This window comes from Shimia sp. R10_1 (assembly GCF_017744095.1).
In the GTDB taxonomy this organism is placed as follows: Bacteria; Pseudomonadota; Alphaproteobacteria; order Rhodobacterales; family Rhodobacteraceae; genus Shimia.
The window spans coordinates 53368-79328 of sequence record NZ_JAGHQX010000009.1; the positions used below are offsets into that span (position 1 = coordinate 53368).

Here is a 25961-nt window from a genome sequence, read left to right on the forward strand (position 1 = left end):
GTGAGGATATCGAGATGGTTTTTTCCCAGCCCAAGCGCATTCGCTTTTTTGGTGCAGGACTGGCGCTGAGTGTGCTGGCGGCCTGTGAGGGTGGTTTTGACTATGATCTGCGCGGAGATGCGGCAGGCGGTGGGCTCGACACCTCGGATGCGGCGCTGACGGCGACCTCCAAACGGCCCTTGCCTGACAATCGGGGTGTGATCTCTTATCCAAACTATCAGGTGGCGGTGGCCCAAGGCGGCGACACGCTACAAGATGTGTCTGGCCGGGTTGGTATCCCGGTGGAAGAACTGAGCCGCACCAATGGCATCGCCCCGGATGTGAAACTGCGCAAAGATGAGGTGATTGTGCTGCCTTATCGCGTGGCGGAGCCCTCTGCAGCGACAGGGGGCACCGGTGTGATTGTGCCGCCGGGTGGCGTGGACATTGCGGCGCTTGCGGGCGGTGCAATTGCCAATGCCAATACCACCGAAGTACAGACCAGCACGCTCTCACCTGCCGCGGCACCAATTGCGACGCCGACAGAGAATGCCCAAACCGGGCTTGAACCGGTGCGCCATAAGGTCAAACGCGGCGAGACGGCCTTTACCATTGCGCGGCTTTACAATGTGTCGGTGCGCTCGCTGGCAGAGTGGAACGGACTGGGCAGTGATTTCACCATTCGCGAGAACCAGATCCTGCTGATCCCACCAGCGGATACAAACGCGCCTGCACCGGCACCAGCACCGGTGGCGACAACGGCCACCACGAAACCGGGGGAAGGCTCCCCGACGCCAACACCACCAAGTGCGTCCAAACCATTGCCCGATGATGCCACCGCCCCCAAAGCGGCCCCAGCCCCGAAACCCGAAAGCCCGGATCTTGGCGCACAGCAAAGCGCCTCTAAGGCTGCGATGGGTTATCCGGTCGCGGGCAAAATCATTCGCCCATATGCCAAAGGCAAAAACAACGGCATCGACATTGCAGGGGATGCGGGCGCGCCGGTGCTCGCCGCGGCAGATGGCACAGTGGCCGCGATCACGACAGATGCAGATGATGTGACCATTCTGGTGGTGCGCCACCCCAACAATCTGATGACGGTCTACTACAATGTGGCCGAGGTAAAAGTGGCTAAGGGGGCTGCCGTGAAACGGGGGCAAACCATGGCGCAACTGCCCGCTGAAAACGCCTTTGTGCACTTTGAAGTGCGGGATGGTTTTGAGAGCGTGAACCCTGCGCCCTACCTGAAGTGAGCTTGGCTTGCAGGGGGTACGCCCCCTGCACTGCCTTATTCATCCGTCAGATTTTGACGCCTTCGCGCCCGGCCAGATCCAGGAAAAACTGCCATGCGACGCGGCCAGAACGGGCCCCGCGTGTGGCCTGCCATTCGATAGCCTCGGCACGCAGGCGGTCTGGGTCAACGGACACGCCGTGGGCGGCGCAGTAGCCGTCGATCATCGCGAGGTAGTCATCCTGCGAACAGGGATGGAAGCCAAGCCAGAGACCGAAACGGTCTGACAGCGAGACTTTTTCCTCTACGGCCTCTGACGGGTTGATCGCGCTGGAGCGTTCATTTTCGATCATGTCGCGCGGCATCAGGTGGCGGCGATTGGAGGTGGCGTAAAACACCACATTGTCAGGCCGCCCTTCGATGCCACCATCCAGCACCGCCTTCAGCGATTTGTAGTGCTGATCGTCGTGGCTGAAGCTGAGGTCATCACAGAACAGCAGGAACCGTTCGGAGCTGGCACGCAGGAGATTCAGCAGGCGTGACACCGTGGGGAGATCTTCGCGCTGAAGCTCTACGATTTTAAGCGCATGGCCTTCAGACAACACCTGTGCATGTACGGCTTTCACGATGGAGGATTTACCCATGCCGCGCGCGCCCCACAAAAGCGCGTTGTTTGCAGGCAAACCTTGCGCAAACTGGCGGGTGTTTTCCAGAAGCGTGTCGCGGGAGCGGTCTATGCCGACCAGCAGATCGAGGGAGACGCGGTTGATGTCTGGCACAGGTTCCAGACGGTCCGGCTCCACATGCCAGACAAACCCATCTGCGGCGGCGAAATCCGGCGCGGCCAGTGGCGCGGGGGACAGACGCTCCAGCGCGTCGGCAATGCGGGTCAAAGTGGTGTCATCCATGGCGGGCCTCCGGTGTTGTTGCCGCTAAAGAGCACTTTCTATGCGCAACAACAAGGGCATAGGCCCAACGAAAAACGCGCCCAACGTGGGGCGCGTTTGTCTGCATTGAGCGAAGTTTACTTCGTGTCGATGTCGGCGAGGTCTTCGGCCTCTTCGTCATCTTCAAAGTAGACGCCCTCTTCTTTCAGTTTGGCGATGCGCTGTTTGTCCACACGGCGCACAAGGAAGATCGAGACCTCATAGAGGCCATAGACCACTGTGAAGAGGATCAACTGTGTCACCACATCGGGCGGCGTGACCAACGCAGCGAGCACAAGAATGCCAACCATGGCGTATTTGCGCACAGATGCGAGGCCATCGGCACTGACCAGACCGGCCTTGCCCATCAAGGTCAGAAGCACAGGAAGCTGGAAACACAGACCAAAGGCCATGATGAATTTCAGCGTGATATCAAGGCTTTCGTTGACCTTACCAAAGAAGGTGATCTGTACCCCCTCTGCGGCCTGCGGCGTGGCTGCTGCGACAGTGCCGGGCACATCCTCAACCGCCGGGGCCATGAGATTGGCAAAGACAGACGCCACATCGGCAAAGCCGAGGAAGAACTGCATCGCCAGCGGGGTCACCACCAGCTGTGCAAAGCTTGCGCCCAAGAGGAACATGAACGGCGAGGCGATCATGAAGGGCAGAAACGCGCCGCGCTCACTTTTGTACAGACCCGGCGCGACAAACCGCCAGAGCTGATAGCCGATCACCGGGAAGGCCAGCGCAAAGCCGCCCACCATGGAGATGCGGAACAGGGTGAACAGGTATTCCTGTGGCGAGGTGAATTGCAGCGTTGGCGACGGGTCGCCCAGATCGCGCAGCACTTCGACAATGGGTGCCACAAGGAAATGCAGCACGTGTTCGGCGATGAACTGCCCGCCAATCGGTACGAAGAAGAAGCTGATGGCCACAATGAACGCCAGCACGGAGCGGATCAGCCGGGTGCGCAGCTCTGCCAGATGCTCGATCAGCGGGGCGGAGCTGTCTTCAATCTCGTCAGTGTTGCTCATGCCTCATCCTTTTTGGGCGCGGTTTCTGGCTCCGCCGCCTCTGACGCCGCTTTCTCGGCGGCTTCTTTGTCCAGACGGGCCTGCGCAACATCTGCCGAATGCTTGCGGATCTTCTCTGCCGCTTCGGCGCGTTCTTTGGACAGACGCGTGGTTTCGGCCCCCGGCTCATAGCTCATGGAGCGCTTCACCTCATTGGCACTGTCGGCAAAAGCATCGCTGGCCGCTTTCAGCGGATTGGACACTTTGTTCAGACCGTCAGTGGCGCCCTTGATGGTGTCGGTCACGTCTTTGACGCCCGCCTGATCGGCGGCCTGGTTCATGGCAGAGGAGAACTCCCGCGCCATACCCTTGGCCTTGCCAACAAAGCGGCCCACATTGCGGAACAGAACCGGCAGATCCTTGGGACCGACCACGATCAACGCGACCACCCCAATGACCAACAGCTCTGGCAAACCCAAATCAAACATATGGACTGGGCCTCAGATCAAACTTTGTCTTTGTCGTCAGATGGGGTCACGTCTTTGGCTGTGTCAGCGGCCTCTTCTTCCAGCTCCTGCTGGCCTTCGTTGATGCCTTTTTTGAACGAGGTGATGCCTTTGCCAACTTCGCCCATCAGACCGCTGATTTTGCCGCGACCAAACAGCACCAGAACCACAACCGCGATCAGCAGAATGCCGGGCAGACCGATGTTTCCAATACCCATGATGTCTCTCCTTCTTGGTGGGGCGTTGGCCCCGAAAAAATTCCCTGCCCTTTTCCTACTCCTTGGGCTGGGTGCGGAAAAGGCGCGCGCACGGGCAATTGAGCGGAATTCGAAGGTTTTCAGCGCTTGATTTGTCACTATTGTGTCAGTTGCCAAAAAACTGACAGCAGATGTGAGAATCAGCCCATGGGGACATCGCAAAATCGAGCCGAACGGTTGCTGGCGTTGATGGACGTTCTGCGCGACGGACAGCTGCACCGGGCGGAAGACCTGGCTGCAACGCTGGGGGTGTCATTGCGCACGATCTACCGCGACATGAAAACCCTGATGGCAAGCGGCGTGGCGATAGAGGGCGCGCGTGGCACTGGATACCGCGCGCAGACGGCGCTGACCCTGCCACCGCTGAACCTGACGGAGACCGAGCTGGAGGCTCTGCATATTGGCTTGGCGGTGGTGGGCACCGGGATGGAAGGTGAGTTGCGCGCTGCGGCGGAAAGCCTGAGCGCAAAAATTGATGCGGTGTTGCCTGAAGAGGCAGGTGGTGTGGTGCAGGGGTTTGGGTTTGCCAGCTATCCGTTTGACTTAAGCGCGCGGGCGCTCAGGCATCTTGAGCCTTTGCGCACAGCGATCCGGGCCAAACAAAAGCTGCGGCTGGTCACGCAGGACGGAGCGCGGGATGTGCGCCCTTTGAAGCTGCGCTATTGGGGGCGTGTCTGGGTGCTGGCGGTGTGGGATGAAACAGGCAACGCGTTTGCAGAGCAGCGCGTGGATCAGATCACTGAGATCACCCCCCTGCCCGGCCTGTTTGTGGAAGAGCCGGGCAAGAGTTTGCGCGACTTTGAGGCACAGCTTTAGGCTGGGAACACAAAGCACCGGTCACGACGAATGGTGAGCCAGAGCGGGGTGCCCTCTTTGGGCAGGAACACATTGGGCACGGTCACTTTCAGCTCTGAGGCGTCGTGATCCATGATGAACTCGACAAGGCTTTCATTGCCCATGAAACGTGCGCGCCTGACGCGTCCGCGCGCGGCGATACCGTCGCTTTTGGTCGGGCGCGGGCCATTGCCTTTACGGTCAAAATCAAGCTTGAGGTGTTGCGGGCGGATCACGATTTCCACCGGTGCGCCATCGGCCAGGCCCGGGGTCAGAAAATCACCAAATGGGGTGTTTGTAAGAGCGCCGTTGCTGGTGGACCGGATCACATTGATGTCGCTGAAAAACGCCACCGCCTGTTTGTCCACCGGAGCATTGTAGATGTTGTAGGGCGCGCCCTGCTGCACAATCTTGCCGTCGCGCATGAGGGCAATTTCATCGGCCATGCGCATGGCCTCTTCGGGCTCATGGGTCACGAGCAGGACGGCGGTGTCCTCTTCTTTGAGCACCGCAAGGGTTTCATCGCGAATGCCGTCGCGCAGGCGGTTGTCAAGGCCAGAGAACGGCTCATCCATCAGCATGATGCGCGGGCGCGGGGCGAGGGCGCGGGCCAAGGCGATGCGCTGTTGTTCGCCACCCGACAGCATATGTGGATACTTGTCGATCGCCCAGCCGAGGTTCACCTTGGCCAGCAGCTCTTCGACACGGGCGCGTTTTGCCGCGCCGCTGCCCTTGAGACCGAATGCAACATTGTCGGCCACCGACAGATGCGGGAAGAGGGCAAAGTCCTGAAACATCAGGCCGATCTGGCGACGCTCTGGGGGGACACGAAAAACCGTGTCGCAGATCAGGTTGCCATCCACATAGATTTCACCGCTGTCTTGCATATCCACCCCGGCGATCATGCGAAGCGTGGTGGATTTGCCGCAGCCAGAAGGGCCCAAAAGGCAGGTTACCTGCCCCGAATGCAGGGACAGGGACACATCATCCACCACCTGCCGGTTGCCAAACCGGCGGCGCATGTTGCGGATCTCAAGACGTGGGGGGAGTGTTTCGGTCTGTGACTGCACTTATGGCCTCATGCGATCCCCGATGGTTTCCATCGGGTTTCGTGCAGGTTTATCAGCCCCCTACCCGCGCTTCAACCCTGCGACTGCCAAGGATCACAGCCGCAAAGCCCACCACGAGCACGATCAAACAGATCTGCAGGAGCTGTTCGTATTTGTGGCCATCATAAAGCAAACCAGACAATAGCGCGCTGTCGCGAAACATATAGGCGGCGGCACCGGTGAGCGCGGCGGCAAAGCTGACCAGATAGGCCCAGAGCGGGACATCACGATTGGTCAGCAGGCCCGCCACCAGCACCGGCGTGAGGAACATTGAAGCTGTGCCCGACACAGCGACGGCATCAAACAGGGTCTGATTGCCCCAAAGCGTGAGCGCGCCACCGGCCAGTGCAAAGACCAACATCGCGATGCGGCCACCCAGCAAGGTGCGGGGGGCAACACGCAGCTCTTCGACCACCAAACGAGAGGCAGAGCTAAGCGCAGAATCCAAGGTGGACAGCGCAGACACCAGCAAGGACACCAGCAGAAGCGTGAAGACCCAAGTGGGCAGCATCGTGGCCCATGTGCCAATAAGCTGGCCCTCGTAAGCGGCCCCCTCAAGCGCAGCCTGAATGCCAAAGAAGCCAAAGGCGATGATGCAGAGCGTGGAGATCCAGAAGGCGTGCAGGAAGCTTTTGCGTGTGGTGTCGCGATCCGCCAGGAAGCCGCGATCCATCATCACCGGATCATGCACCGGGTAGGAAAACACCTGTAGCGCGGCGACCACGAGCAGCACCCAGCCATTGTGTGGGCCAGCAACGCCCGGCGCGGTCAGCACTGCACCGAGATCAAATCCGGGGCGCAGGATCAGTGCGACAAAGGCCGCGCCAAAGACCACAAGAAACAGGCTCATCTGCACCACGTCTGTGCGCAGGGCGGCGGACAGACCGCCCCAAGCGGAATAGGCCAATGCAAGCACGCCAACGACCAAAATCGCGGTGGTGCTGGCGCTGGAGACCTCGGGGAAGGCGGCCGCAAAGATCAGGCCAACCACCAGCAGATTGGCAAAAACTTCAGACAGCAGGCGCAGTGCGATCACCACGTTGTAGGCGGTGGTGCCGGTGCTGCCAAACCGATCGGTCAGCCAATCCTGTACCGAACGTGCGCCCTGCGCCCGCATGCGATTGACGATATAGCCACCGGTGAGGAAGGAGCCGTAGTATGCCGCATAAGCCAGCGTGCCAGCGATGCCGTAGTAAAAGCCCAGAATGGCGGCGTTCATCAGAGAGCGCGCAAAGATCCACGTGGTGACCTGCGAAAACACCAGCGTCCAGAGTTTGGGCGCATCACCTGTGGTGGATTGCCCGCCAAAGAAGCCTTCGACGGAGGCGCGACGCGGCGCGACAAGAAAACTGAGCGCGATGATGGCGGCAAATATTGCGATAATAGCGGTGGCCTGCATGGTACTTCCCCAGTTGGTCTGACATTCGCCTAGCAGGCAGGCCCAAACCGCACCAGCCGCCCCACAAAAATGTGAAGTGCTGTTATAGGGTTACCCTGCGGCCACCAATTCAAACGCCACTTCAGCGCGCTGCGTGCCATTCACCTGAATGGCGAGCTTGTGCGGGCCGGGATGCAGGGTGAAGGTGGTGGCATTGCCTTTCAATGGGTGCTTTTTGGCAAGCTCCAATTGGCCATTGCCGGGCACTTTTCCCTGTTTGAGCTTGAACACCTTCTGGCCGGTTTTGCCATCCGGGCGGTGGAACGTCAGGACATAATCGACCATCACGGGCACGGGTTTGGCAGCGTCGGTACTGAGGGTCACGGCCACATTGAGCGCCTCCCCAATGGCGATGCGACCAGCCCCAACAGAGAGGTTTTCAACGGTTACCGGCGCATCCGCTGCAAAACCCAGCAGCGCAAGTGCGTCGGCATCGCCGGCTTTCACGGCGGTGCGCAGGGCGTGGCGGGTCATCCAATCAAGCTCTTTAACGGCTTGCCGCCCTTCTGCCTGCCAAGATTTGAGGTGGTCCACGACCAACCCCGTGTCGATCTTGGAAATATCGTTGAGATGATTGGCCACCGAGCGCGTCACATACCGGGTGGGATCTGCGTGCAGCGCAGCCAGCAATGGCAAGGGTGCGCGGGGGTCTATGTCAATCTTCTTGGCCCAAGGCAGCTTCGGACGTGTGCCTTCGCTGACCAGTCGGCGCACGTGGTAGTTTTCATCCTGCGCCCAGACGGTGAGCCGCGCAAAGGTTTCCTCGGGCCAGCGGTTGAGGAAGGGACGAATGTAAAACTCCATGGAGAAGCGTTGGGTCGCGGCATAAAGCAGATCAAAGGCGCGGTCCCGGTGATCTTCCAACCCGTGGCGCACGGCAAGGATGCCCGGCACAGCATGAATAAAACGGCCAAAGTCATCATCGGTGAGCGCGGGATCGAGCGCCGGAGGCATGGCGGCCTCCAGCTGATCCGCCATGGTGGGGAAATCAGGCGCGAGGCGTTTCTCGATGCAGTCGGCAATCCAGTCGAGCCGCTCCATAAGCTCTCGCTCTGGAAAACCAGCAAGGGTTTCCGCCTGAAAGCCTTCCGCATCAAAGCCCGGCACACCGGCGGCATATTCTGTCGCCAGATCGGCCATGCTTTCTGCGTTAAACAGATGATCTTTCAGCGAAAACCCTTGCGACACACCGACACCCCGCGCCAAATTCAGTGACCCTTCTTACATGGCTGAGGCAAAAGCACCGCCATCCAGCAGCACGTTTTGACCCACGATAAAGCCTGCATGATGGGAGCAGAGGAAGGCACAGGTTGCGCCAAATTCATCTGCGGTGCCATAGCGGCCAGCAGGAATGGTGGCAGCGCGTTGGGCCTGCGCCTCTTCCATGGTGATGCCCTGTTGCTGGGTCACGGCCGTGTCGAGGGACACCGCGCGGTCGGTGGCGTGAATGCCGGGCAAAAGGTTGTTGATGGTCACCCCTGCGCCTGCCACCTGACGGGCTGTGCCAGCCACATAGCCGGTGAGCCCTGCGCGCGCAGCGTTAGACAATCCCAGCACCGGGATCGGGGATTTCACGGAAACCGAAGTGATGTTGACCACGCGGCCCCAGCCACGTTCCATCATGCCCGGGACCAGCGCCTTGATCAGCGCGATGGGGGCGAGCATGTTGGCATCGAGCGCGGAAATGAAATCGTCGCGGTTCCAATCTGTCCACATTCCGGGGGGCGGACCACCGGCGTTGTTGACGAGGATATCTACACCCTCAGCGGCCTCAATCAGCTTCGCCTGCCCTTCCGGCGTGGTGACATCACAGGCGATGGCCTCGACCTGCACGCCGAACTCTTTGCGGATGGCTGCGGCGGAGGCTTCCAGCGCCTCAACGCCACGGGCATTCATGATGAGATCGACACCTTCAGCGGCGAGCGCGCGGGCGCAGCCCAGCCCCAAACCCTTGGAAGACGCACAAACAAGCGCGCGTTTACCTTTGATTCCCAATTCCATGCGATTCTCCCCTTTGTATTGCGGCTAAGAAATACCTAATTCCTTTGGGATGCCAGCAATATACCAATGCGCGGGCTTCTTGCTGCCACAATTGCGGTATAGGTTAGGCCTCCTAGGGCGCCCACTCGGAACCAAATGAGAAAGTTAGATATGTTTGCACAAGGTCAGGACACAGCGATGCCGTCACAGCGGCTGCCAGTGTATCTTGCGGAAGCATTCTCTGTAACGGATGGTGCAAACCTTGGGGATGCTCTATCTTTTGCAGAAGAACTGGTGCTGGATGACATCTACACGCTTGCAGGGTCCGCCAAAGTGCAGAGCCTGTCGTTGCGCACAGATGCGGCAGGGCAGCATTTTGTGGCAAATACCCGTGGACTGGGCGCAAAAGATGCGCGGGTGTTTTTAGATTGTGTCGCAACATTCATGCCCCCAAGCGGTGACACGATTGAGGTGCTGGTACTGGTAGAGGTGGATGACGCCGGAGGCGTTGTTCAGATATATGGGGCGGCGTTGGCGCCGCTGACCCCCAAAACCAACTACGCGCTGGTTGGCGTTGATCGTGGCGTGGCAGAAACGCGGCTGGCGCAGCTGGCCTGTGTGAGTTTCACCAGCGGCACACATATCACGATGGCCACCGGTGAGCAGCGCAGGGTCGAAGATCTGAAAGTTGGGGATCGCGTCCTGACACGGGACGACGGCCCGCAGGAACTGCGCTGGATTGGCCATTCTGTTCAACGCGCCAGCGGGGAATTTGCGCCGATTGTGATTACCAAAGGCACGTTAAACAACGCCGACGATCTTCGGGTGAGCCCGGACCACCGGCTGTTTGTGTATCAACGTCATGACCATATTGGCGTGGGCCGCAGCGAGCTGCTTGTAAAGGCCCGCCATCTGGTGAACGGCGAAACCGTCTATGCGGCTGAGGGTGGTTTTGTCGACTACTACCAGCTGATGTTTGACACTCATCAGATCATTTTTGCCGAAGGGATTTCGGCGGAAACCATGCAGATGGACACACGCACCCGTCCCGCTGTGCCCAAAGAGGTGACGGAACGCCTGCAACGGCAGGCCGCAAACAACAGCACGCGTGGGGCCCCCGCCGCGCATCTTGAAGTGCATGAAAGCCTGCTGGACCGCCCCGACGCGGTTGAGCTGTTGCGGCGCGCCTCCTCCAAGTGAATTCCAATTGATTTAACGGGATGATTTGACGGGGCACTGTCGCGCCCTGCTCTCTGCTTTTCCTTGCGAAAAGGCGCGCGCGCGCCTATACGCGCGACCATGTTGGACACGAGCACAAACCGCCCCGAATTGCCGCCTGAGATTGCGCGCCGCCGTACGTTTGCGATCATTTCGCACCCGGACGCCGGGAAAACCACGCTGACGGAGAAGTTCCTGCTGTATGGTGGTGCGATCCAGATGGCGGGCCAGGTGCGTGCCAAGGGCGAGGCGCGGCGGACACGCTCTGACTTTATGCAGATGGAGAAAGACCGCGGGATTTCCGTATCGGCCTCTGCGATGTCGTTTGATTTTGGCAACTTCCGTTTCAACTTGGTGGACACACCGGGCCACAGCGACTTCTCTGAAGACACCTATCGCACGCTGACCGCCGTGGATGCGGCGGTGATGGTGATTGACGGCGCCAAAGGTGTGGAAAGCCAGACACAGAAGCTGTTTGAGGTCTGCCGTCTGCGCGACCTGCCGATCCTGACCTTCTGTAACAAGATGGACCGCGAGAGTCGCGATACCTTTGATATCATTGACGAGATTCAGGAAAACCTCGCGATTGACGTGACACCAGCAAGCTGGCCGATTGGCATGGGGCGCGAGTTCCTCGGCTGCTATGACATGCTGAACGATCGGCTGGAGCTGATGGACCGCGCGGATCGGAATGTGGTCGCCGAGACCATCCAGATTGATGGGCTGGACGATCCGAAACTGGCCGACCACGTGCCTGCGCATCTGCTGGAGAAGCTGCAGGAAGAGGTTGAGATGGCCAAAGAGCTGCTGCCGCAGCTGGATCCGCAGGCGGTGCTGGAAGGGCATATGACGCCGATCTGGTTTGGCTCTGCGATCAACTCCTTTGGGGTGAAAGAGCTTATGGATGGCATTGGCTCTTACGGGCCGGAGCCGCAGGTGCAGACCGCGCAGCCGCGTGAAATTGCACCCGAGGAGAAGAAGGTCGCGGGCTTTGTGTTCAAGGTTCAGGCCAATATGGACCCCAAACACCGCGACCGTGTGGCCTTTGTGAGGATGGCGTCAGGCCACTTTAAGCGCGGCATGAAGCTGACCCATGTGCGCACCAAAAAGCCGATGGCGATTTCCAACCCTGTGCTGTTTCTGGCGTCTGACCGAGAGCTCGCAGACGAAGCCTGGGCGGGTGATATCATCGGTATCCCCAACCACGGACAACTGAGGATTGGCGACACGCTGACCGAGGGCGAGGCGCTGCGGGTTTCTGGCATTCCGAGCTTTGCGCCAGAATTGTTGCAGGGCATTCGCGCAGGCGATCCGCTGAAGGCGAAACACCTTGAAAAAGCGCTGATGCAATTTGCCGAAGAAGGCGCGGCGAAAGTGTTCAAACCGATGATCGGTTCCGGCTTTATTGTGGGGGTTGTTGGGCAGCTGCAGTTTGAAGTGCTCGCCAGCCGGATCGAGATGGAATACGGCCTGCCCGTGCGCTTTGAACAGAGCCAGTTCACCTCTGCCCGCTGGGTGAATGGCGAACGGCAAGCCGTTGAAAAATTTGCGGATATGAACAAACAGCACATCAGCTACGACCATGATGGCGATGTGGTGTTCTTGACGCGTCTGCAGTGGGACATCGACCGCGTTGCACGCGATTATCCTGATGTGACACTGACGGCCACCAAAGAAATGATGGTCTGACACAGTCTGCGATTGCACGGGGGATTGCCCTCGTGCAAACATCGCGCCATGACCGACGACACCCTCACCTACCCGGGCGGCTTCGCCTATATGATGGAGCGCTATGAGGGGCGTCGCGATCCCTTTGATTTTGGCCCCGAAGACCTGCCGCCGCTGGATGTGGATCTGGCGGCGTTGAAGGCAACAATTGTGCCGGAAAGCGCCACGCAAAAACAGCCGGATGACCCAAACACCAGTTGGGCGCGCAAGCGTCGCCAGATTGCGGAAGAGTTTGTCGGCAAAAGCGCGTTGGCTTTTCTGAATGCGCAGCTGATTTCCAACCTGCGCAAACGTGAACACCCGCCGCAGTCTGCCGCTTTGTTTCACAGGATTTGGGCCGAAGAACACGCGCACCTCATCGCAGAGTTGAACCTGCGCTGGTTGGTGAGCTCGGCACAGACATTCGCCGACCATGGGGACACCGCCGCACAGCGGGAGGTTGGGCAGGCTTTGAAGATGCTGTTTGGCATGATGAAACTCTATGAGTTTGAGCGCAGTTTCAGTGGGTTGCCTCCGCAAAAGGAACATAGCTTCGGCAAACGGATAAGAACCCGGCTGCCGCTGGATATGGAGCCGTTTTCACTGATTCACGGGGGGCTGGACATCAACTTGATTGCACCCGTCTGGGACATGGCCAAGCGAGATACCGTGATTGCCCCGCTGGCGGAACATTTGCTGTCGGAACTGATTGCGGAGCCGGGTGGCGTGTTTCGCAGGCTCGCGCAAATGCGCGCCAAACGCATGCGGCAAAAGGCTGATAAATGACAGGACAACAAACAAGCTGGGGCGTGGTTGCGACCGTCAAAGCCCCTGCGAAAGATATCTTGAATTTTGTTGCCCATCACTTGGAAATGGGTGCCCAGCATATCTGGATCTATCTGGACGCGCCCAATCCGGAGGCCAAAGCGCTGCTCAAAGCGCACCCAAAGGTGACCCCGGTGAGCACGGGGGAGAACTATTGGCTGAAGGCGCGCGGAAAACGCCCGCCGATGCATCAGAACAGACAAGCCTACAACGCGCGTCACGCCTATCACCGAGCGCGGAATTTGGACTGGTTGCTGCATTGCGATGTGGATGAGTTTTTGTGGCCAGACCGTTCCATTGCAGCGCAACTTGCGGCCTTACCCACTGACTGTCTGGTGGCGCGTGTGCGGCCTGCTGAGGCGCTGGCCCCGCTCGAAGACGGGACGGAGCCACGGCTGTATAAACGCTTCATTGCGAGCAAAGACGACCGTACGCGGCTTGTGGCCGAAATCTATCCGACGTTTGCGCCCTATCTGAAAGGCGGGTTTGTGAGTCATGTGGCAGGCAAGATCTTCATGCGCACCAAACAGGATGACATGACGATCAAAATTCACAACGTGATCCAGAACGGAAACCGCAATCCGGGTCAGGTAGAACTGACGGACACAACGCTGCTACACATGCACACCAAAGGGTGGGCGCATTGGGAAAAGAGCTTCGCTTACCGCCATCGCAAAGGCTCTTACCGTGATGAGCTTGGCGCGGCGACACCAGAAGAGGAAGGCGGACTTAATCTGCACAAGCTCTTTGCCCATCTTGCGGAGGAGCCAGACGGATTGCGCCAGTTTTATGAAGAAGCCTGTCTGGCAACGCCTGAATTGATTGCCCGATTGCAGGCGCACGACCTGCTGCAAGACTGCGCATTGCATTTGGATGCGACACGGCAGAAACACTTCCCTGAGTTTTAGGCTAAATGTTTCCTAAATCACGCCAAAATGATGAGACGCTGCTGGTTTCGTTGACCTAGAGCCTTTCGTGGGTTAGAACGCCCGCCATGGATCGATATCGCCATGTGTTGCGGGGCCATACGGGCCTGATCCAAAAGCCGATACGGGCCAAGATGTGTCCGTAAACCACGGATACAAATGACAAAATTTTCTGACCTGAACCTCAACCCGAAGGTGCTGAAAGCGATCAGCGAAGCGGGATATGAAACGCCAACCCCCATTCAGGAGGGTGCGATTCCATCCGCACTTGAAGGGCGAGATGTTCTTGGCATTGCGCAAACCGGCACCGGGAAAACCGCGAGCTTCACTCTGCCGATGCTCTCCTTGCTGGCGCGTGGACGTGCGCGCGCACGGATGCCGCGCAGTCTGGTGCTGTGCCCCACACGGGAATTGGCCGCACAGGTTGCCGAGAACTTTGACACCTATTCCAAATACCTGAAGCTGACCAAAGCGCTGCTGATTGGCGGGGTGAGCTTTAAGGAGCAAGAGGCGATCATCGACAAAGGTGTCGATGTTCTGATCGCCACACCGGGCCGCCTGCTTGACCATTTTGAGCGCGGCAAGCTGATCCTGTCTGACGTGAAAGTCATGGTGGTGGACGAAGCGGACCGTATGCTCGACATGGGCTTTATCCCGGATATTGAGCGCATCTTTGGCCTGACCCCCTTCACCCGTCAGACGCTGTTTTTCTCTGCCACGATGGCGCCGGAAATCGAGCGGATCACCAACACCTTCCTCTCCAACCCGGAGCGTGTGGAAGTGGCCCGTCAGGCGACTGCGAGCGAGACGATTGAGCAAGGCGTTGTGATGTTCAAAGCCTCGCGCAAAGATCGCGAAGGCAGCGAGAAGCGTAAAGTACTGCGCGCGCTGATTGATGGCGAAGGCGACAAATGCAGCAATGCGATCATCTTCTGCAACCGTAAGACGGATGTGGATATCTGTGCAAAATCGCTGAAGAAATACGGCTATGACGCGGCGCCGATCCACGGCGACCTGGATCAATCCCAGCGCACCAAAACGCTGGAAGCGTTCCGCGGCGGCGAGCTGCGCATTCTGGTGGCCTCTGATGTGGCGGCGCGTGGTCTCGACGTTCCCAGCGTGAGCCATGTGTTTAACTTTGATGTGCCAGGTCATGCTGAGGACTACGTGCACCGGATTGGCCGCACAGGCCGTGCGGGACGTGAAGGCAAGGCCTTCACAATCTGTAATCCACGGGACGAGAAAGCCTTTGAAGCGGTGGAAGCGCTGATCCAAAAAGAGATCCCTCGCGTCGAGAACCCGGTCAAAATTGAGCCACGCAAACCGCGCAAGCCCAAAGCGGATGCGGCCAAGGTTGAGGAAAAGCCAGCGGTGGTTGAGGCACTCGACATGCCAGCGCAGGACGAACCACGTGGTCGCAACAACCGTGGCCGTGGACGTGGCCGCTATGACCGGCGCGACGACAACAACCGCGTGGTGGGCATGGGCGACCATCTACCTAGCTTCATTGCGCTGAGCTTTGATGAGCGGCGCGAAGCAGAAAACGCTGCGGTCTAACGTAGAACTTATTGAAAGACCACTGAAACGACAAAGGGCCCCGCCGGGGCCCTTCTTTGTTGCGTGTGGTTGTGACCGTCAGCTCAGGTCAGCTTAGGCGGCTGACAATCACAGTGACTTCGGGCTTTTTGCCAATCTCATCACGTGCGGCGTTACGCACGATGCGGCGAATGTCGCCTTCGAGTTTGTCATCATCGGACAGCGTCTTCTCTTTGGCACGGCCCAGGAACTGGGTCACATCTTCTTCGAGCACATCAACCAGTGGCGCTTGGGACCGGCCCATTTCGGGAAGGCCCATGACTTCGCACCAGGCTTCGCCCAGAGGCTCGTCATCTTCGTCAAGCAGCACGGTGACGATCACATGGCCATTGAGCGCCATACGGATACGATCGCGCACAATGCCGTCAAGCGCGCCGATCTGAGCGCTGCCGTCGAGATAAGTGCGGCCGGTTTCCACATAACCCGCGATCGACGGCTGGTCGCCAGAGAGGTCCAACATGGTGCCGTTTACCGCCACGATTGAGGCCCGTCCGCCTTCGTTGGCAAGCTTGGCATGTTCGCGCAGGTGACGGTGTTCACCGTGGTTGGGGATCACCATCGTTGGATTCACGATGTCATGCAGGCGTTTGAGGTCCGGGCGGTTGGCGTGACCGGAGACGTGGTATTTGCCAGAGCTGTCATCGACCACATCCACACCCATTTCGGAGAATTGGTTGATAATGCGGATCACGCCTTTTTCGTTGCCCGGAATGGTTTTGGAGCTGAAGAGGAACAGATCGCCCTCTTTCAGCTTGATGCCATTGTATTTGCCACGGGCCAATTGCGCGCTCGCAGCGCGGCGTTCGCCTTGGGAGCCGGTGACCAACAGCATCAGGTTTTCACGCGGAATGCTGGCGGCGTCTTCGGGGCTGACCACTTTGGGGAAGTCAGCCAAAACGCCGGTTTGAATGGCGGCTTCGATCATGCGGCGCATGGCACGGCCCATCAGGCAAATCGAGCGCCCCGCCCGTTCGCCGGCCTCTGCCAGCGTTTTCACACGAGCCACGTTGGAGGCAAAGGTGGTGGCGACCACCATGTTGGGCGCCTTGGCAACCAGACCTTCGATTTCCGGCCCGACGGAGGCTTCTGAACGGCCTTCATGGGGGGAGAAAACATTGGTGCTGTCACAGATCAGCGCTTTGACGCCATCTTTGGACACTTCCGCCCAGAGCGCTGGATCAAAGGGTTCGCCCACCAGCGGGGTTTCATCGAGTTTGAAGTCACCAGAGTGAATGACACGGCCTGCGGGCGTGTCGATCACCAAGGCAGCGCTTTCCGGGATCGAGTGACTGACGGGCAGGAAGCCCACTTTGAAAGGGCCTGCCTGCGTGACCTCGGGCCAAGCAGAGACGGTGCGCACCATCTCTTCGGGCTGGCCGCGATCCGACATTTTGTGACGCGCCAGGTTCGCGGTGAAGGCACGGGCATAGACCGGCACGCCAAGGCGCTCCCAATAGTGGCCAACTGCGCCGATGTGGTCTTCGTGTCCGTGAGTGATGAAGACCGCCTCAAGACGGTTTTTGTTTTCCTCAAGCCAGCGGATGTCGGCGAAGATCAGATCCACGCCGGGGCTGGTTTCCATGTCGGAAAACGCCACGCCAATATCCACCAGAATAAGTCGTTCGTTGTCTGCTGGCCCGTAGCCATAGACATAGGCATTCATGCCAATTTCGCCGGATCCGCCCAACGGCAGATAAATCAAGCGGTCGCTCATGCGCCCTGCTCCTTGTTAAAGTCGTGGATGACGGTCAAGCCGTGCATCGTTAAATCATCTTCGATGGAGTCAAACAGGTGGTCGCCCTGCTCAAAGAGCGGCGCGAGGCCGCCCGTGCCCACCACTTTCATGGGTGCGCCATATTCCGCCTTGATCCGGGAGATAATGCCTTCGATCAGGCCGGTATATCCCCAGAACACGCCAGACTGAATACAGCCCACAGTGTTTGTGCCAATCACCTTTTCGGGTTGGCTGACATCGACATGCGGCAGTGCTGCCGCGCCCGAGTGCAGCGCCTCTAGGCTGAGGTTCACGCCCGGCGCAATCACACCGCCCACATAAGCGCCATCCTCGGCCACCACGTCAAAGTTTGTCGCTGTGCCAAAATCCACCACAACAACATTGCCGCCGTGGCGGTCATAGGCGGCGACCGCATTGGCGAGACGGTCGGGACCGGGCTGTGTGCCCTGATCCACGCGTGGCGCGTGGGGCAATTTGCAATCGGGTTTGCCCACCACCAGTGGGCGACAGTTGAAAAAGCGATCCGCAAAGACGCGCAGGTTCCACACAACACGTGGCACGGTGGAAGAAATCACCACATCGGTGATATCTGCATCGATGCCGTAATGCGTAATCAACGTGGAATACCATGTGAAATACGCATCTGCGGTGCGGGCATGGTGTGTGGAAGTGCGCAGGGTGCACAGGAACTTCTCCCCATCCCAGATGGAGAACACGGTGTTGGTATTGCCGCAGTCGATGGCCAGAAGCATGGCGCAGATCCCCCTATCCCGTGGATCAGAAAAAGATATCAGCCGCCGCAACAGCGACGCGGCCCTTCGCGGTCTTCAACACCAGATTTCCAGCGCTGTCTACCGTTTCAAAGGTGCCTGTGGTCTCCTCGCGCGTGGTACGTGCCGTCATGACCTCACCGATGCGGGCCGCACGGGCGAGCCAAGCGGTGCGGATCGGTTCAAAGCCATAGGTGACAAACTGCGCCTCCCACCGTGCATAAGACGCGGCCAGCGCATCCAAAAAGCTTTCAGGATCCACAGCAGCGCCGGTTTCTGACAGCAGCGATACAGGACGCGTTGCCTGTGCCTCTACCGCGCCTGTGTCTGGCGCATGGGCAAGATTGACCCCAATCCCAATGGCGATGTGGCTGACAGCGCCGCCCGCAAGCCCCGCACTTTCCAGCAGGATCCCCGCAACTTTGCCCCCATTGAGCAGAACGTCGTTGGGCCATTTGAGCGCAAGGCCCGCGCTGCGCCCAGTCACGGCGACAAAAGCATCATAAAGTGCCAGCGCCGCCACAAAGGAGCGCAAGGCCACTTGATCAGGGCTTTCTGAAGGGCGCATGACCAGCGTGGCGGCAAAGTTGCCAACAGGATCTACCCATGCGCGGCCACGGCGGCCGCGGCCTTTGGTCTGGCGCAGCCCAAGGATCCATTCTGGCGCCATAAGCTCTGGTGCGATACGCGCGGCTTCTGCGTTGGTGCTGTCCACTTCCGCCAAAACGCGGCGGCCATAGCCTTCGGGCCAATTGGTCATATGTATTCGTCTTCTACTGGTCAAAATACCTTCGGCGAAGGCACTTTCAAAAACAGCGACGCGCCCTGTCTGGACGCGTCACACTTCATTTACAAACGCCATACGGCAAAACACTCATTGCAGCAATGCTGCGGCAGCCGCCTGTGCGGCTGTGTCCACTCCAAAGAAGTTGACCACCCCAAGGAGCATGACTGCGGCGCTTACCATCAGTAGGACTTGCTGCATGGGGGAGCGCGGTGGATCAAGCGCATCACGCTCTTCGCCGAAATACATGAAATAGACGATGCGCAGATAATAAAATGCGCCGATCACCGAGGCAATCACACCGGCTACGGCCAGCCAGGCAAGACCCGCATCAAAAGCGGCGCGCAGCACATAGAGCTTGCCAAAGAAGCCGAGGAACGGCGGCACACCTGCGAGCGAGAACAACAGGAACAGCATCGCCAGGGCGCGGCCCGAAGACCGTTTGGCATACATGTTGAGCGCATCGATATCAAGCATCGGGCGGCCGTCTTTCTCCATCGACAGAATGAAAGCGAAGGTGCCAATGTTCATGGTGAGATAGATCGCCATATAGACCAGCATTGCCTCCACACCCAATGCGGTGCCTGCTGCGAGCCCCATCAGCGCATAGCCCATATGCGCAATCGAGGAATAGGCCATCAGACGTTTGATATTGCGCTGCCCAATTGCGGCGATGGCGCCAAGGAACATCGACAAAGCGGACAGAAGCGCGATGATCTGCTGCCAGTCGCTGACAACGCCGCCAAAAGCGTCAAACAGCACGCGGGCAAACAGACCCATGGCCGCAAGCTTGGGAGCCGTTGCAAAAAACGCGGTGATCGGGGTTGGTGCGCCCTCATACACATCCGGGGTCCACATGTGGAACGGCACGGCAGAGACTTTGAACGCCAGACCGGAGATCACGAAGGTCAGCCCAAAGAGCAGACCAAGCGGCAGATTGTCGTCGCCTGCGGCCTGAATGATGCCCGCAAACTGTGTGGTGCCAGCAAATCCATAGACCAACGACGCGCCATAAAGCAGCAGGCCTGAGGACAATGCACCGAGAAGGAAGTACTTCATACCCGCCTCTGTCGACTTCACACTGTCCCGGCGGAGAGAGGCCACCACATAGAGCGCGAGCGATTGCAGCTCCAGCCCCATATAGAGTGCGATCAGATCTCCGGCAGAGACCATCGTCATCATGCCAACGGTCGCCAGAGCCATCAGGACCGGATATTCAAATCGCGCAATCCGGCGCCGCGCCATGTAGTCCTGCCCCATCACAAGCACAGCCGCGCCCGCAAGCAGGATGGCGACTTTGGCAAAGCGCGAAAACGCATCATCGTGGAACATGCCATTGAAGCCGACGTTTTCGCCGCTTCCTGACGCGCCAATCCATATGGCAAGGAGCACAAACACACCTGCGGTCAGCCATGTGAGCAGCCCCGCCATTTTGTCTTTGCCCGTGTAGACCACGCCAACCAGCGCACCCATCGCGTAAAGTGCCAGCAAGATTTCCGGCAAGATGATATTCAGATCAGCCTGGATCATATCTCATACGCTCCTTAGTGCGATGCCATCTGGCTGGCGGCAGCGCCATTGGCCAGAGCGATGTCATAATTGGAAATCAGCTGCTCAACAGAGGGGCCGATGATGTCGGTGACCAGCGAAGGGTACACACCGAGGATCAGCGTCATGGCCACAAGCGGCGCAAAGATCATCTTTTCGCGCGGGGTCATATCGGTGATCGACTTCAGGCTTTCCTTGATGAGATTGCCCAGCACCACGCGGCGGTAGAGCCAGAGCGCATAGGCCGCTGAGAAAATCACGCCTGCCGTGGCCACCAGAGCGACCCAAGTGTTGACCTGAAACACGCCCATCAGGGTGAGGAATTCGCCGACAAAACCCGAGGTGCCCGGCAGACCGACATTGGCCATGGTGAAGAACATGAAGATCAGCGCATAGGCGGGCATGCGGTTCACCAGACCCCCATAGGCGTCGATCTCACGCGTGTGCATGCGGTCATAGATCACCCCAACACAGAGGAAGAGCGCGCCAGAGATAAAGCCATGACTCAGCATCTGGAAGATGGCACCGTCAATGCCCTGCTGGTTGGCGGCAAAGATACCCATGGTCACATAGCCCATATGCGCCACCGAAGAGTAAGCGATGAGCTTTTTCATGTCTTCCTGCACCAGCGCCACCAGCGAGGTGTAGACAATCGCAATCGCCGACATCCAGAGGATCAGAGGGGTCAGCACCTCAGAGCCAATCGGGAACATCGGCAGGCTGAAGCGCAGGAAGCCGTAGCCGCCCATCTTCAGCAGGATCGAAGCCAGCACCACGGAGCCCGCCGTCGGAGCCTGTACGTGGGCATCAGGCAGCCAGGTGTGGACCGGCCACATCGGCATCTTCACCGCGAAAGAGGCAAAGAAGGCGAGGAACATCAAAGTCTGGACGCCGCCAATCACCGTGAAGCCCAGAACATTCATGGTTTCAGAGGCAAACTCATAGGTCATGAGTGTCGGAATGTCAGTGGTGCCTGCCTGCACAAACATGCCCACCATTGCCACAAGCATAAGCACCGAGCCGAGGAAGGTGTAGAGGAAGAACTTGAAGGAGGCATAGATGCGGTTCTTGCCGCCCCAGATGCCGATGATCAGGAACATCGGAATGAGACCGGCCTCAAAGAAGAGATAAAACAGCACCAGATCCAGCGCCATGAACACGCCAAGCATCAGCGTTTCCAGCAGCAGGAAAGCGATCATATACTCTTTGACACGGGTCTTCACATCCCAGGAGGCCCAGATCACCAGCGGCATGATGAAGGTGGTCAGCATCACAAAGAGCACAGAGATCCCATCCACGCCCATTTTGTAAGTGAACCCCATGATCCATTCCCGCTGTTCCACGAACTGAAAATCCGTGTTGCTGGGATCAAACCCCGACAAAATGAAAAGCGAGACCAAGAAGGTGATCACCGTGGTGGTGAGCGCCACGCGTTTGGCGTTGCGGTTGGCCATTTCATCTTCGCCGCGCAGGAACACCAACAGAATGAACGCCGCAAAGGTCGGCAAGAAAGTGACGAGGGAGAGCAGGCTGTCATTCATCAGTTTGCGCCTCCGCTGATGGTCATCCAGGTGACCAGAATCACGATCCCGACCACCATCGCCAGAGCATAGGTGAAGATGTATCCGGTCTGTGCGCGGCCCGCCAATTTCGTGAGCATCGGAACAAAGCCCATCGCCAAGCCATTGATGCCGCCATCAATCACAGCACCATCGCCGCGCCTCCAGAGGAAGCGTCCTATGGCTTTGGCAGGACGGACAAAAATCGCGTCGTAAAGCTCGTCAAAATACCACTTGTTCAAGAGGAACTGATACAGGTAGCGCTGGCTTTCGGCGGTTCTGGCTGGCATCGACGGATCCCAGATATAGAACCACATGGCCATCACAAAGCCGAACAGCATGGCGATGAACGGGCTGACCTTGACCCACTTCGGTGCGTGGTGCGCCTCATCCATCACATGGTTGGACGGATGGGTGAAAATCGCGCCTTGAGGGGCTTCGCCGTGATGCGCCGCAGCCACTGCTGCGTGATCTGCATTGCTATGTGTCTCTGCGTGGCCTTCATCATGCGCATGATCACCGGCTTTGGCCTCAGCATCACCGGCTTTGGCCTCAGCATGGTCATCACCGTGATCGTCATGGGTTTCGCTGTGTTCTGCGTGATGCCCCGGCACGCCGTAGAATTTGTTGACCGTGTCATGATCGCCAAAGAAGGCGCCAAACCAGATCATCCCAGCAAAGATCGCGCCCAGCGACAGAACGCCGAGCGGGATCAGCATGACCATCGGGCTTTCATGGGCGTGCTCGTGGGTTTTGCGATTGCCACGTGGCTCCCCATAAAAGGTGAGGAACATCAGGCGCCAGCTGTAGAAGCTGGTGAACATGGCGGCCACAACAAGCGCCCAGAAGGCAAAGCCACCAGCAGTGCCCGCCCAAGCGCTTTCGATAATGGCGTCTTTGGACAGGAAGCCTGCAAAACCGATGTGGGTCAGCGGGATGCCAACACCGGTGATGGCAAGTGTGCCAATCATCATCGCCCAGAAGGTATAGGGGATCTTTTTGCGCAGGCCGCCGTAGTTGCGCATGTCCTGCTCATGATGCATCGCATGGATGACTGAGCCTGCACCCAAGAAGAGCATCGCCTTGAAGAAAGCGTGGGTGAAGAGGTGGAACATTGCGGCGGAGTAGACGCCCACACCTGCGGCCACAAACATGTAACCGAGCTGAGACATGGTGGAATAAGCGATCACGCGTTTGATGTCGTTTTGCACGAGGCCGATGGTGGCGGCGACAAAAGCCGTGGCGGCCCCGAGGAATACGATAAAGGCCTTGGCTTCATCGGCATATTCGATCAGCGGGGACATACGCGAAACAAGGAATACGCCGGCAGTCACCATGGTGGCCGCGTGGATCAGCGCTGACACCGGGGTCGGGCCTTCCATCGCGTCTGGCAACCAAGTGTGCAGGAACAGCTGTGCCGATTTGCCCATCGCCCCTATGAAGAGCAGGAAAGCCACCAGATTGGCTGCGTTCCACTCGCGCCAGAGGAACTCAAGCTGTGTTTCTGCCAACACGGGAGCCGCGGCGAAGATATCGTCAAACTTGATGCTCTCGGTCAAAAAGAAGATCGCGAAGATCCCGAGAAGGAAGCCAAAATCGCCAACCCGATTCACCACAAAGGCTTTGATCGCCGCGGCGTTTGCGGACGGCTTTTTGTAGTAGAACCCGATCAAGAGATAGGACGCGACGCCCACACCTTCCCAGCCAAAGAACATCTGCAGGAGGTTATCTGCTGTGACCAGCATCAGCATGGTGAAGGTAAAGAAGGACAAATAGGCGAAGAAACGCGCCTTGTAGGGCTCGCCGTCTCCCCAGTTTTCGTCATGCGCCATATAGCCCATGGAATAAAGGTGCACGAGGGCGGACACCGTGGTGACCACAATCAACATGATCGCCGTCAGTCGATCCACCCGGATGGACCAACTGGTGTCCAAATGGCCGGATTGGATGAAATCCAGAACGTGGATCTGTTTCACGTGTTCGGCATCGAGCCCGAGGAAGACAATCCAGCTCAGCAGGCAGGCCCAGAAGAGAATGCCCGTGGTGAGCCACTGCGCCGCTTTTTCGCCAATCACGCGCCAGCCGAAGCCCGCAATCAGCGCGCCAAACAGCGGTGCAAAGAGGATGAAGGTTTCCATGCGCGCTTAGCCTTTCATCATATTGACGTCTTCGACCGCGATGGTGCCACGGTTTCGGAAGAAGGAGACGAGGATCGCAAGGCCAATCGCGGCCTCTGCTGCGGCAACTGTCATCACAAAGAGCGCAAACACCTGCCCAGCAAGATCACCGAGGAACGACGAAAATGCGACGAGATTGATGTTGACTGACAGCAAGATCAGTTCGATGGACATCAACAGAATGATGATGTTCTTCCGGTTGAGGAAGAGGCCAAAAATGCCGATCACAAACAGCGTCGCTGCGACGCCCAGGTAGTGTTCCAAACCAATCATTCTCGGTCCCTCGGTTCTTTTGTCTTCCGGTTCTGCGGCGGCGGCTTAAAGCCCCTGCCCCGGTTTTACGTCTTTCAGTTCCATCGCATCTGCGGGGTCGCGCCACATTTGTTCGAGCACATTCTGGCGCTTGATGTCTTTGCGGTGTCGCAGGGTCAGCACAATCGCGCCAATCATCGCCACAAGCAGGATCAGACCCGCCAGCTGGAACAGCAGGAAGTACTGATCATAAAGGATCAGCCCCAGTGCCTCGGTGTTATGGGCATCCGTTGGCGTTACCGCACCGCGCAGCGCCTGCGCTTCATCGGCGAACTGCCAAACCCCGAAGGCCATGCCAAGCTGCATCAGGAGGATCACACCGATGAGCAGTGCCAGCGGCATGTATTGCGCCATACCCGCCTTCAGCTCGGCGAAATCCACATCCAGCATCATCACCACAAAGAGGAAGAGCACCGCGACCGCACCGACGTAAACGATGATCAGAAGCATGGCGACAAATTCCGCCCCAAGCAGCACAAACAACCCGGCCGAGCTCAGAAACGCGAGGATCAGCCAGAGCACCGAGTGCACAGGATTGCGGCTGATCACGGTGAAAAGACCCCCTGCGATCACGCAGATTGCAAACAGCCAGAATGCCATCGCTGCCATGGTCATGTGTCTTGCCCCTCTTGTTCGGCCAGAACCTCCTGCACAATTTCCATCGCGCGGGTGGTGGCGGGAATACCGGCAAACATCGACATTTGGCCGATGGTTTCCACAATTTCTTGTTTTGTGGCCTCTGCCTCGACCAGATGTCGGATGGTGAGACGCATCTGTGCGTCCGCCTGTGCCCCCAGCATGGTGAGCGCCCCCAGCGTGAGCAGAAGGCGGGTTTTGGCATCAAGCCCCCCCTGATTGAGGGTGTTGCCAAAGAACATTTCCATCACATCCTTGGGCATGGTCGGCCAGAGCGCCTCAAACCCTTTGGGCGTGAAGCTCTCCAGCGCGGGATTGAAGGCTTTTGCCATCTCCTGATACTGGGCGAACATCGCCTGATATGGGTTTTTGGTGTCGCTCATGGTCCTTTGATCCTCACTCAGCGATAGGGCGCGTCAATTTCGAGGTTGCGGGCGATTTCCGCTTCCCATCTTGCGCCGTTTTCCAACAACTTCTCTTTGTCATAGAAAAGCTCTTCGCGTGTTTCGGTGGCAAATTCGAAGTTTGGCCCTTCGACAATGGCATCCACCGGGCAGGCTTCCTGACAGAAACCGCAGTAGATGCATTTGGTCATGTCAATGTCATAGCGGGTGGTCCGGCGGGAGCCATCGTCGCGCGGTTCGGCATCAATGGTGATGGCCTGAGCCGGGCAGATCGCCTCGCAGAGCTTGCAGGCGATGCAGCGTTCTTCGCCATTGGGATAGCGGCGCAAGGCGTGTTCACCCCGAAAGCGCGGCGACAGCGGGCCCTTTTCATGCGGGTAGTTCACGGTGGCCTTGGGTTTGAAGAAGTACTTCATGCCAAGACGGAAGCCGCCAATGAAATCTTTCAGCAGGAAATAGCCAGCCGCGCGTTTGTAGTCGATTGCTGTCAT

At 58.5% G+C, this 25961-nt stretch carries 25 protein-coding genes; 7 read left to right on the top strand and 18 right to left on the bottom strand.

The window, feature by feature from the left end:
* The first annotated feature begins 14 nt into the window (after window positions 1-14).
* Window positions 15-1232, top strand: a complete 1218-nt coding sequence (locus J7413_RS16355) for a LysM peptidoglycan-binding domain-containing protein (RefSeq protein WP_209100134.1) — start codon at window positions 15-17, stop codon at window positions 1230-1232.
* A 46-nt stretch (window positions 1233-1278) separates the two neighbouring features.
* Here J7413_RS16355 and J7413_RS16360 read toward each other — a convergent pair whose 3' ends face one another.
* The 4 genes from J7413_RS16360 to J7413_RS16375 form a co-directional block, all read right to left on the bottom strand.
* The gene (locus tag J7413_RS16360; protein WP_209100136.1) at window positions 1279-2118 is read right to left on the bottom strand and encodes an ATP-binding protein; all 840 of its coding nucleotides are present in this window, start codon (window positions 2116-2118) and stop codon (window positions 1279-1281) included.
* Between the two features lie 116 nt (window positions 2119-2234).
* Window positions 2235-3170 (bottom strand): twin-arginine translocase subunit TatC, encoded by a 936-nt coding sequence (locus J7413_RS16365; protein WP_209100138.1) that lies wholly within the window; start codon window positions 3168-3170, stop codon window positions 2235-2237.
* Window positions 3167-3637 (bottom strand): Sec-independent protein translocase protein TatB, encoded by a 471-nt coding sequence (tatB, locus tag J7413_RS16370; protein ID WP_209100140.1) that lies wholly within the window; start codon window positions 3635-3637, stop codon window positions 3167-3169. The genes J7413_RS16365 and tatB overlap by 4 nt, the downstream gene beginning before the upstream one ends.
* 17 nt (window positions 3638-3654) lie before the next feature.
* The gene (locus J7413_RS16375) at window positions 3655-3873 is read right to left on the bottom strand and encodes a twin-arginine translocase TatA/TatE family subunit (RefSeq protein ID WP_209100142.1); all 219 of its coding nucleotides are present in this window, start codon (window positions 3871-3873) and stop codon (window positions 3655-3657) included.
* 186 nt (window positions 3874-4059) lie between these two features.
* On the opposite strand from J7413_RS16375, the gene J7413_RS16380 reads away from it, so the two are divergent.
* Window positions 4060-4728, top strand: a complete 669-nt coding sequence (locus J7413_RS16380; protein WP_209100144.1) for an HTH domain-containing protein — start codon at window positions 4060-4062, stop codon at window positions 4726-4728.
* Here J7413_RS16380 and J7413_RS16385 read toward each other — a convergent pair.
* The 4 genes from J7413_RS16385 to J7413_RS16400 form a co-directional block, all read right to left on the bottom strand.
* Window positions 4725-5768 (bottom strand): ABC transporter ATP-binding protein, encoded by a 1044-nt coding sequence (locus J7413_RS16385; protein WP_209100454.1) that lies wholly within the window; start codon window positions 5766-5768, stop codon window positions 4725-4727. The two genes, J7413_RS16380 and J7413_RS16385, sit on opposite strands and share 4 nt — an antisense overlap.
* 100 nt (window positions 5769-5868) lie before the next feature.
* Complete coding sequence (locus J7413_RS16390) at window positions 5869-7254, bottom strand: sodium:proline symporter (RefSeq protein WP_209100146.1); 1386 nt, start codon at window positions 7252-7254, stop codon at window positions 5869-5871.
* A 90-nt stretch (window positions 7255-7344) separates the two neighbouring features.
* Window positions 7345-8481, bottom strand: coding sequence for a hypothetical protein (locus tag J7413_RS16395; protein ID WP_209100148.1), 1137 nt, complete (start codon window positions 8479-8481; stop codon window positions 7345-7347).
* A gap of 33 nt (window positions 8482-8514) precedes the next feature.
* Window positions 8515-9294 carry an SDR family oxidoreductase gene (locus J7413_RS16400; protein ID WP_209100149.1) on the bottom strand — a complete coding sequence of 260 codons (780 nt, stop codon included), beginning with the start codon at window positions 9292-9294 and terminating at the stop codon, window positions 8515-8517.
* Window positions 9295-9444: 150 nt separating this feature from the next.
* Between J7413_RS16400 and J7413_RS16405 the strand changes: the two genes are divergently transcribed.
* The 5 genes from J7413_RS16405 to J7413_RS16425 all read left to right on the top strand — a co-directional run bounded on the left by J7413_RS16405 (window position 9445) and on the right by J7413_RS16425 (window position 15506).
* Window positions 9445-10473 (top strand): Hint domain-containing protein, encoded by a 1029-nt coding sequence (locus J7413_RS16405; RefSeq protein ID WP_247743579.1) that lies wholly within the window; start codon window positions 9445-9447, stop codon window positions 10471-10473.
* Between the two features lie 99 nt (window positions 10474-10572).
* Window positions 10573-12180, top strand: a complete 1608-nt coding sequence (locus J7413_RS16410) for a peptide chain release factor 3 (protein ID WP_209100150.1) — start codon at window positions 10573-10575, stop codon at window positions 12178-12180.
* Between the two features lie 48 nt (window positions 12181-12228).
* A complete protein-coding gene (locus J7413_RS16415; RefSeq protein ID WP_209100151.1) occupies window positions 12229-12984 on the top strand; it encodes a hypothetical protein in 756 nt (251 codons plus the stop codon).
* Window positions 12981-13931, top strand: a complete 951-nt coding sequence (locus tag J7413_RS16420; RefSeq protein ID WP_209100152.1) for a glycosyltransferase family 2 protein — start codon at window positions 12981-12983, stop codon at window positions 13929-13931. The genes J7413_RS16415 and J7413_RS16420 overlap by 4 nt, the downstream gene beginning before the upstream one ends.
* Before the next feature lie 177 nt (window positions 13932-14108).
* On the top strand, window positions 14109-15506 hold the full coding sequence (locus J7413_RS16425) for a DEAD/DEAH box helicase (protein WP_209100153.1): 1398 nt from the start codon (window positions 14109-14111) through the stop codon (window positions 15504-15506).
* Between the two features lie 88 nt (window positions 15507-15594).
* Here the strand turns inward: J7413_RS16425 and J7413_RS16430 are convergent, their stop codons facing one another.
* From J7413_RS16430 to nuoI, 10 genes are all read right to left on the bottom strand, one after another.
* Complete coding sequence (locus tag J7413_RS16430) at window positions 15595-17259, bottom strand: ribonuclease J (protein WP_209100154.1); 1665 nt, start codon at window positions 17257-17259, stop codon at window positions 15595-15597.
* The gene (locus J7413_RS16435; RefSeq protein ID WP_209100156.1) at window positions 17256-18032 is read right to left on the bottom strand and encodes a type III pantothenate kinase; all 777 of its coding nucleotides are present in this window, start codon (window positions 18030-18032) and stop codon (window positions 17256-17258) included. Before J7413_RS16435 ends, J7413_RS16430 begins: the two co-directional genes overlap by 4 nt.
* A 25-nt stretch (window positions 18033-18057) precedes the next feature.
* Window positions 18058-18810, bottom strand: a complete 753-nt coding sequence (locus J7413_RS16440) for a biotin--[acetyl-CoA-carboxylase] ligase (RefSeq protein WP_209100158.1) — start codon at window positions 18808-18810, stop codon at window positions 18058-18060.
* Window positions 18811-18924: 114 nt separating this feature from the next.
* The gene (gene nuoN, locus J7413_RS16445; protein ID WP_209100160.1) at window positions 18925-20364 is read right to left on the bottom strand and encodes an NADH-quinone oxidoreductase subunit NuoN; all 1440 of its coding nucleotides are present in this window, start codon (window positions 20362-20364) and stop codon (window positions 18925-18927) included.
* Window positions 20365-20378: 14 nt separating this feature from the next.
* Window positions 20379-21923 (bottom strand): NADH-quinone oxidoreductase subunit M, encoded by a 1545-nt coding sequence (locus J7413_RS16450; RefSeq protein ID WP_209100162.1) that lies wholly within the window; start codon window positions 21921-21923, stop codon window positions 20379-20381.
* Window positions 21923-24079 (bottom strand): NADH-quinone oxidoreductase subunit L, encoded by a 2157-nt coding sequence (gene nuoL, locus J7413_RS16455; RefSeq protein ID WP_209100164.1) that lies wholly within the window; start codon window positions 24077-24079, stop codon window positions 21923-21925. Before nuoL ends, J7413_RS16450 begins: the two co-directional genes overlap by 1 nt.
* 6 nt (window positions 24080-24085) lie before the next feature.
* A complete protein-coding gene (nuoK, locus tag J7413_RS16460) occupies window positions 24086-24391 on the bottom strand; it encodes an NADH-quinone oxidoreductase subunit NuoK (RefSeq protein WP_209100166.1) in 306 nt (101 codons plus the stop codon).
* A gap of 45 nt (window positions 24392-24436) precedes the next feature.
* A complete protein-coding gene (locus tag J7413_RS16465; protein WP_209100456.1) occupies window positions 24437-25039 on the bottom strand; it encodes an NADH-quinone oxidoreductase subunit J in 603 nt (200 codons plus the stop codon).
* A gap of 2 nt (window positions 25040-25041) precedes the next feature.
* A complete protein-coding gene (locus tag J7413_RS16470; RefSeq protein ID WP_209100168.1) occupies window positions 25042-25449 on the bottom strand; it encodes a carboxymuconolactone decarboxylase family protein in 408 nt (135 codons plus the stop codon).
* Window positions 25450-25466: 17 nt separating this feature from the next.
* Window positions 25467-25961 (bottom strand): NADH-quinone oxidoreductase subunit NuoI, encoded by a 495-nt coding sequence (gene nuoI, locus J7413_RS16475; protein WP_209100170.1) that lies wholly within the window; start codon window positions 25959-25961, stop codon window positions 25467-25469.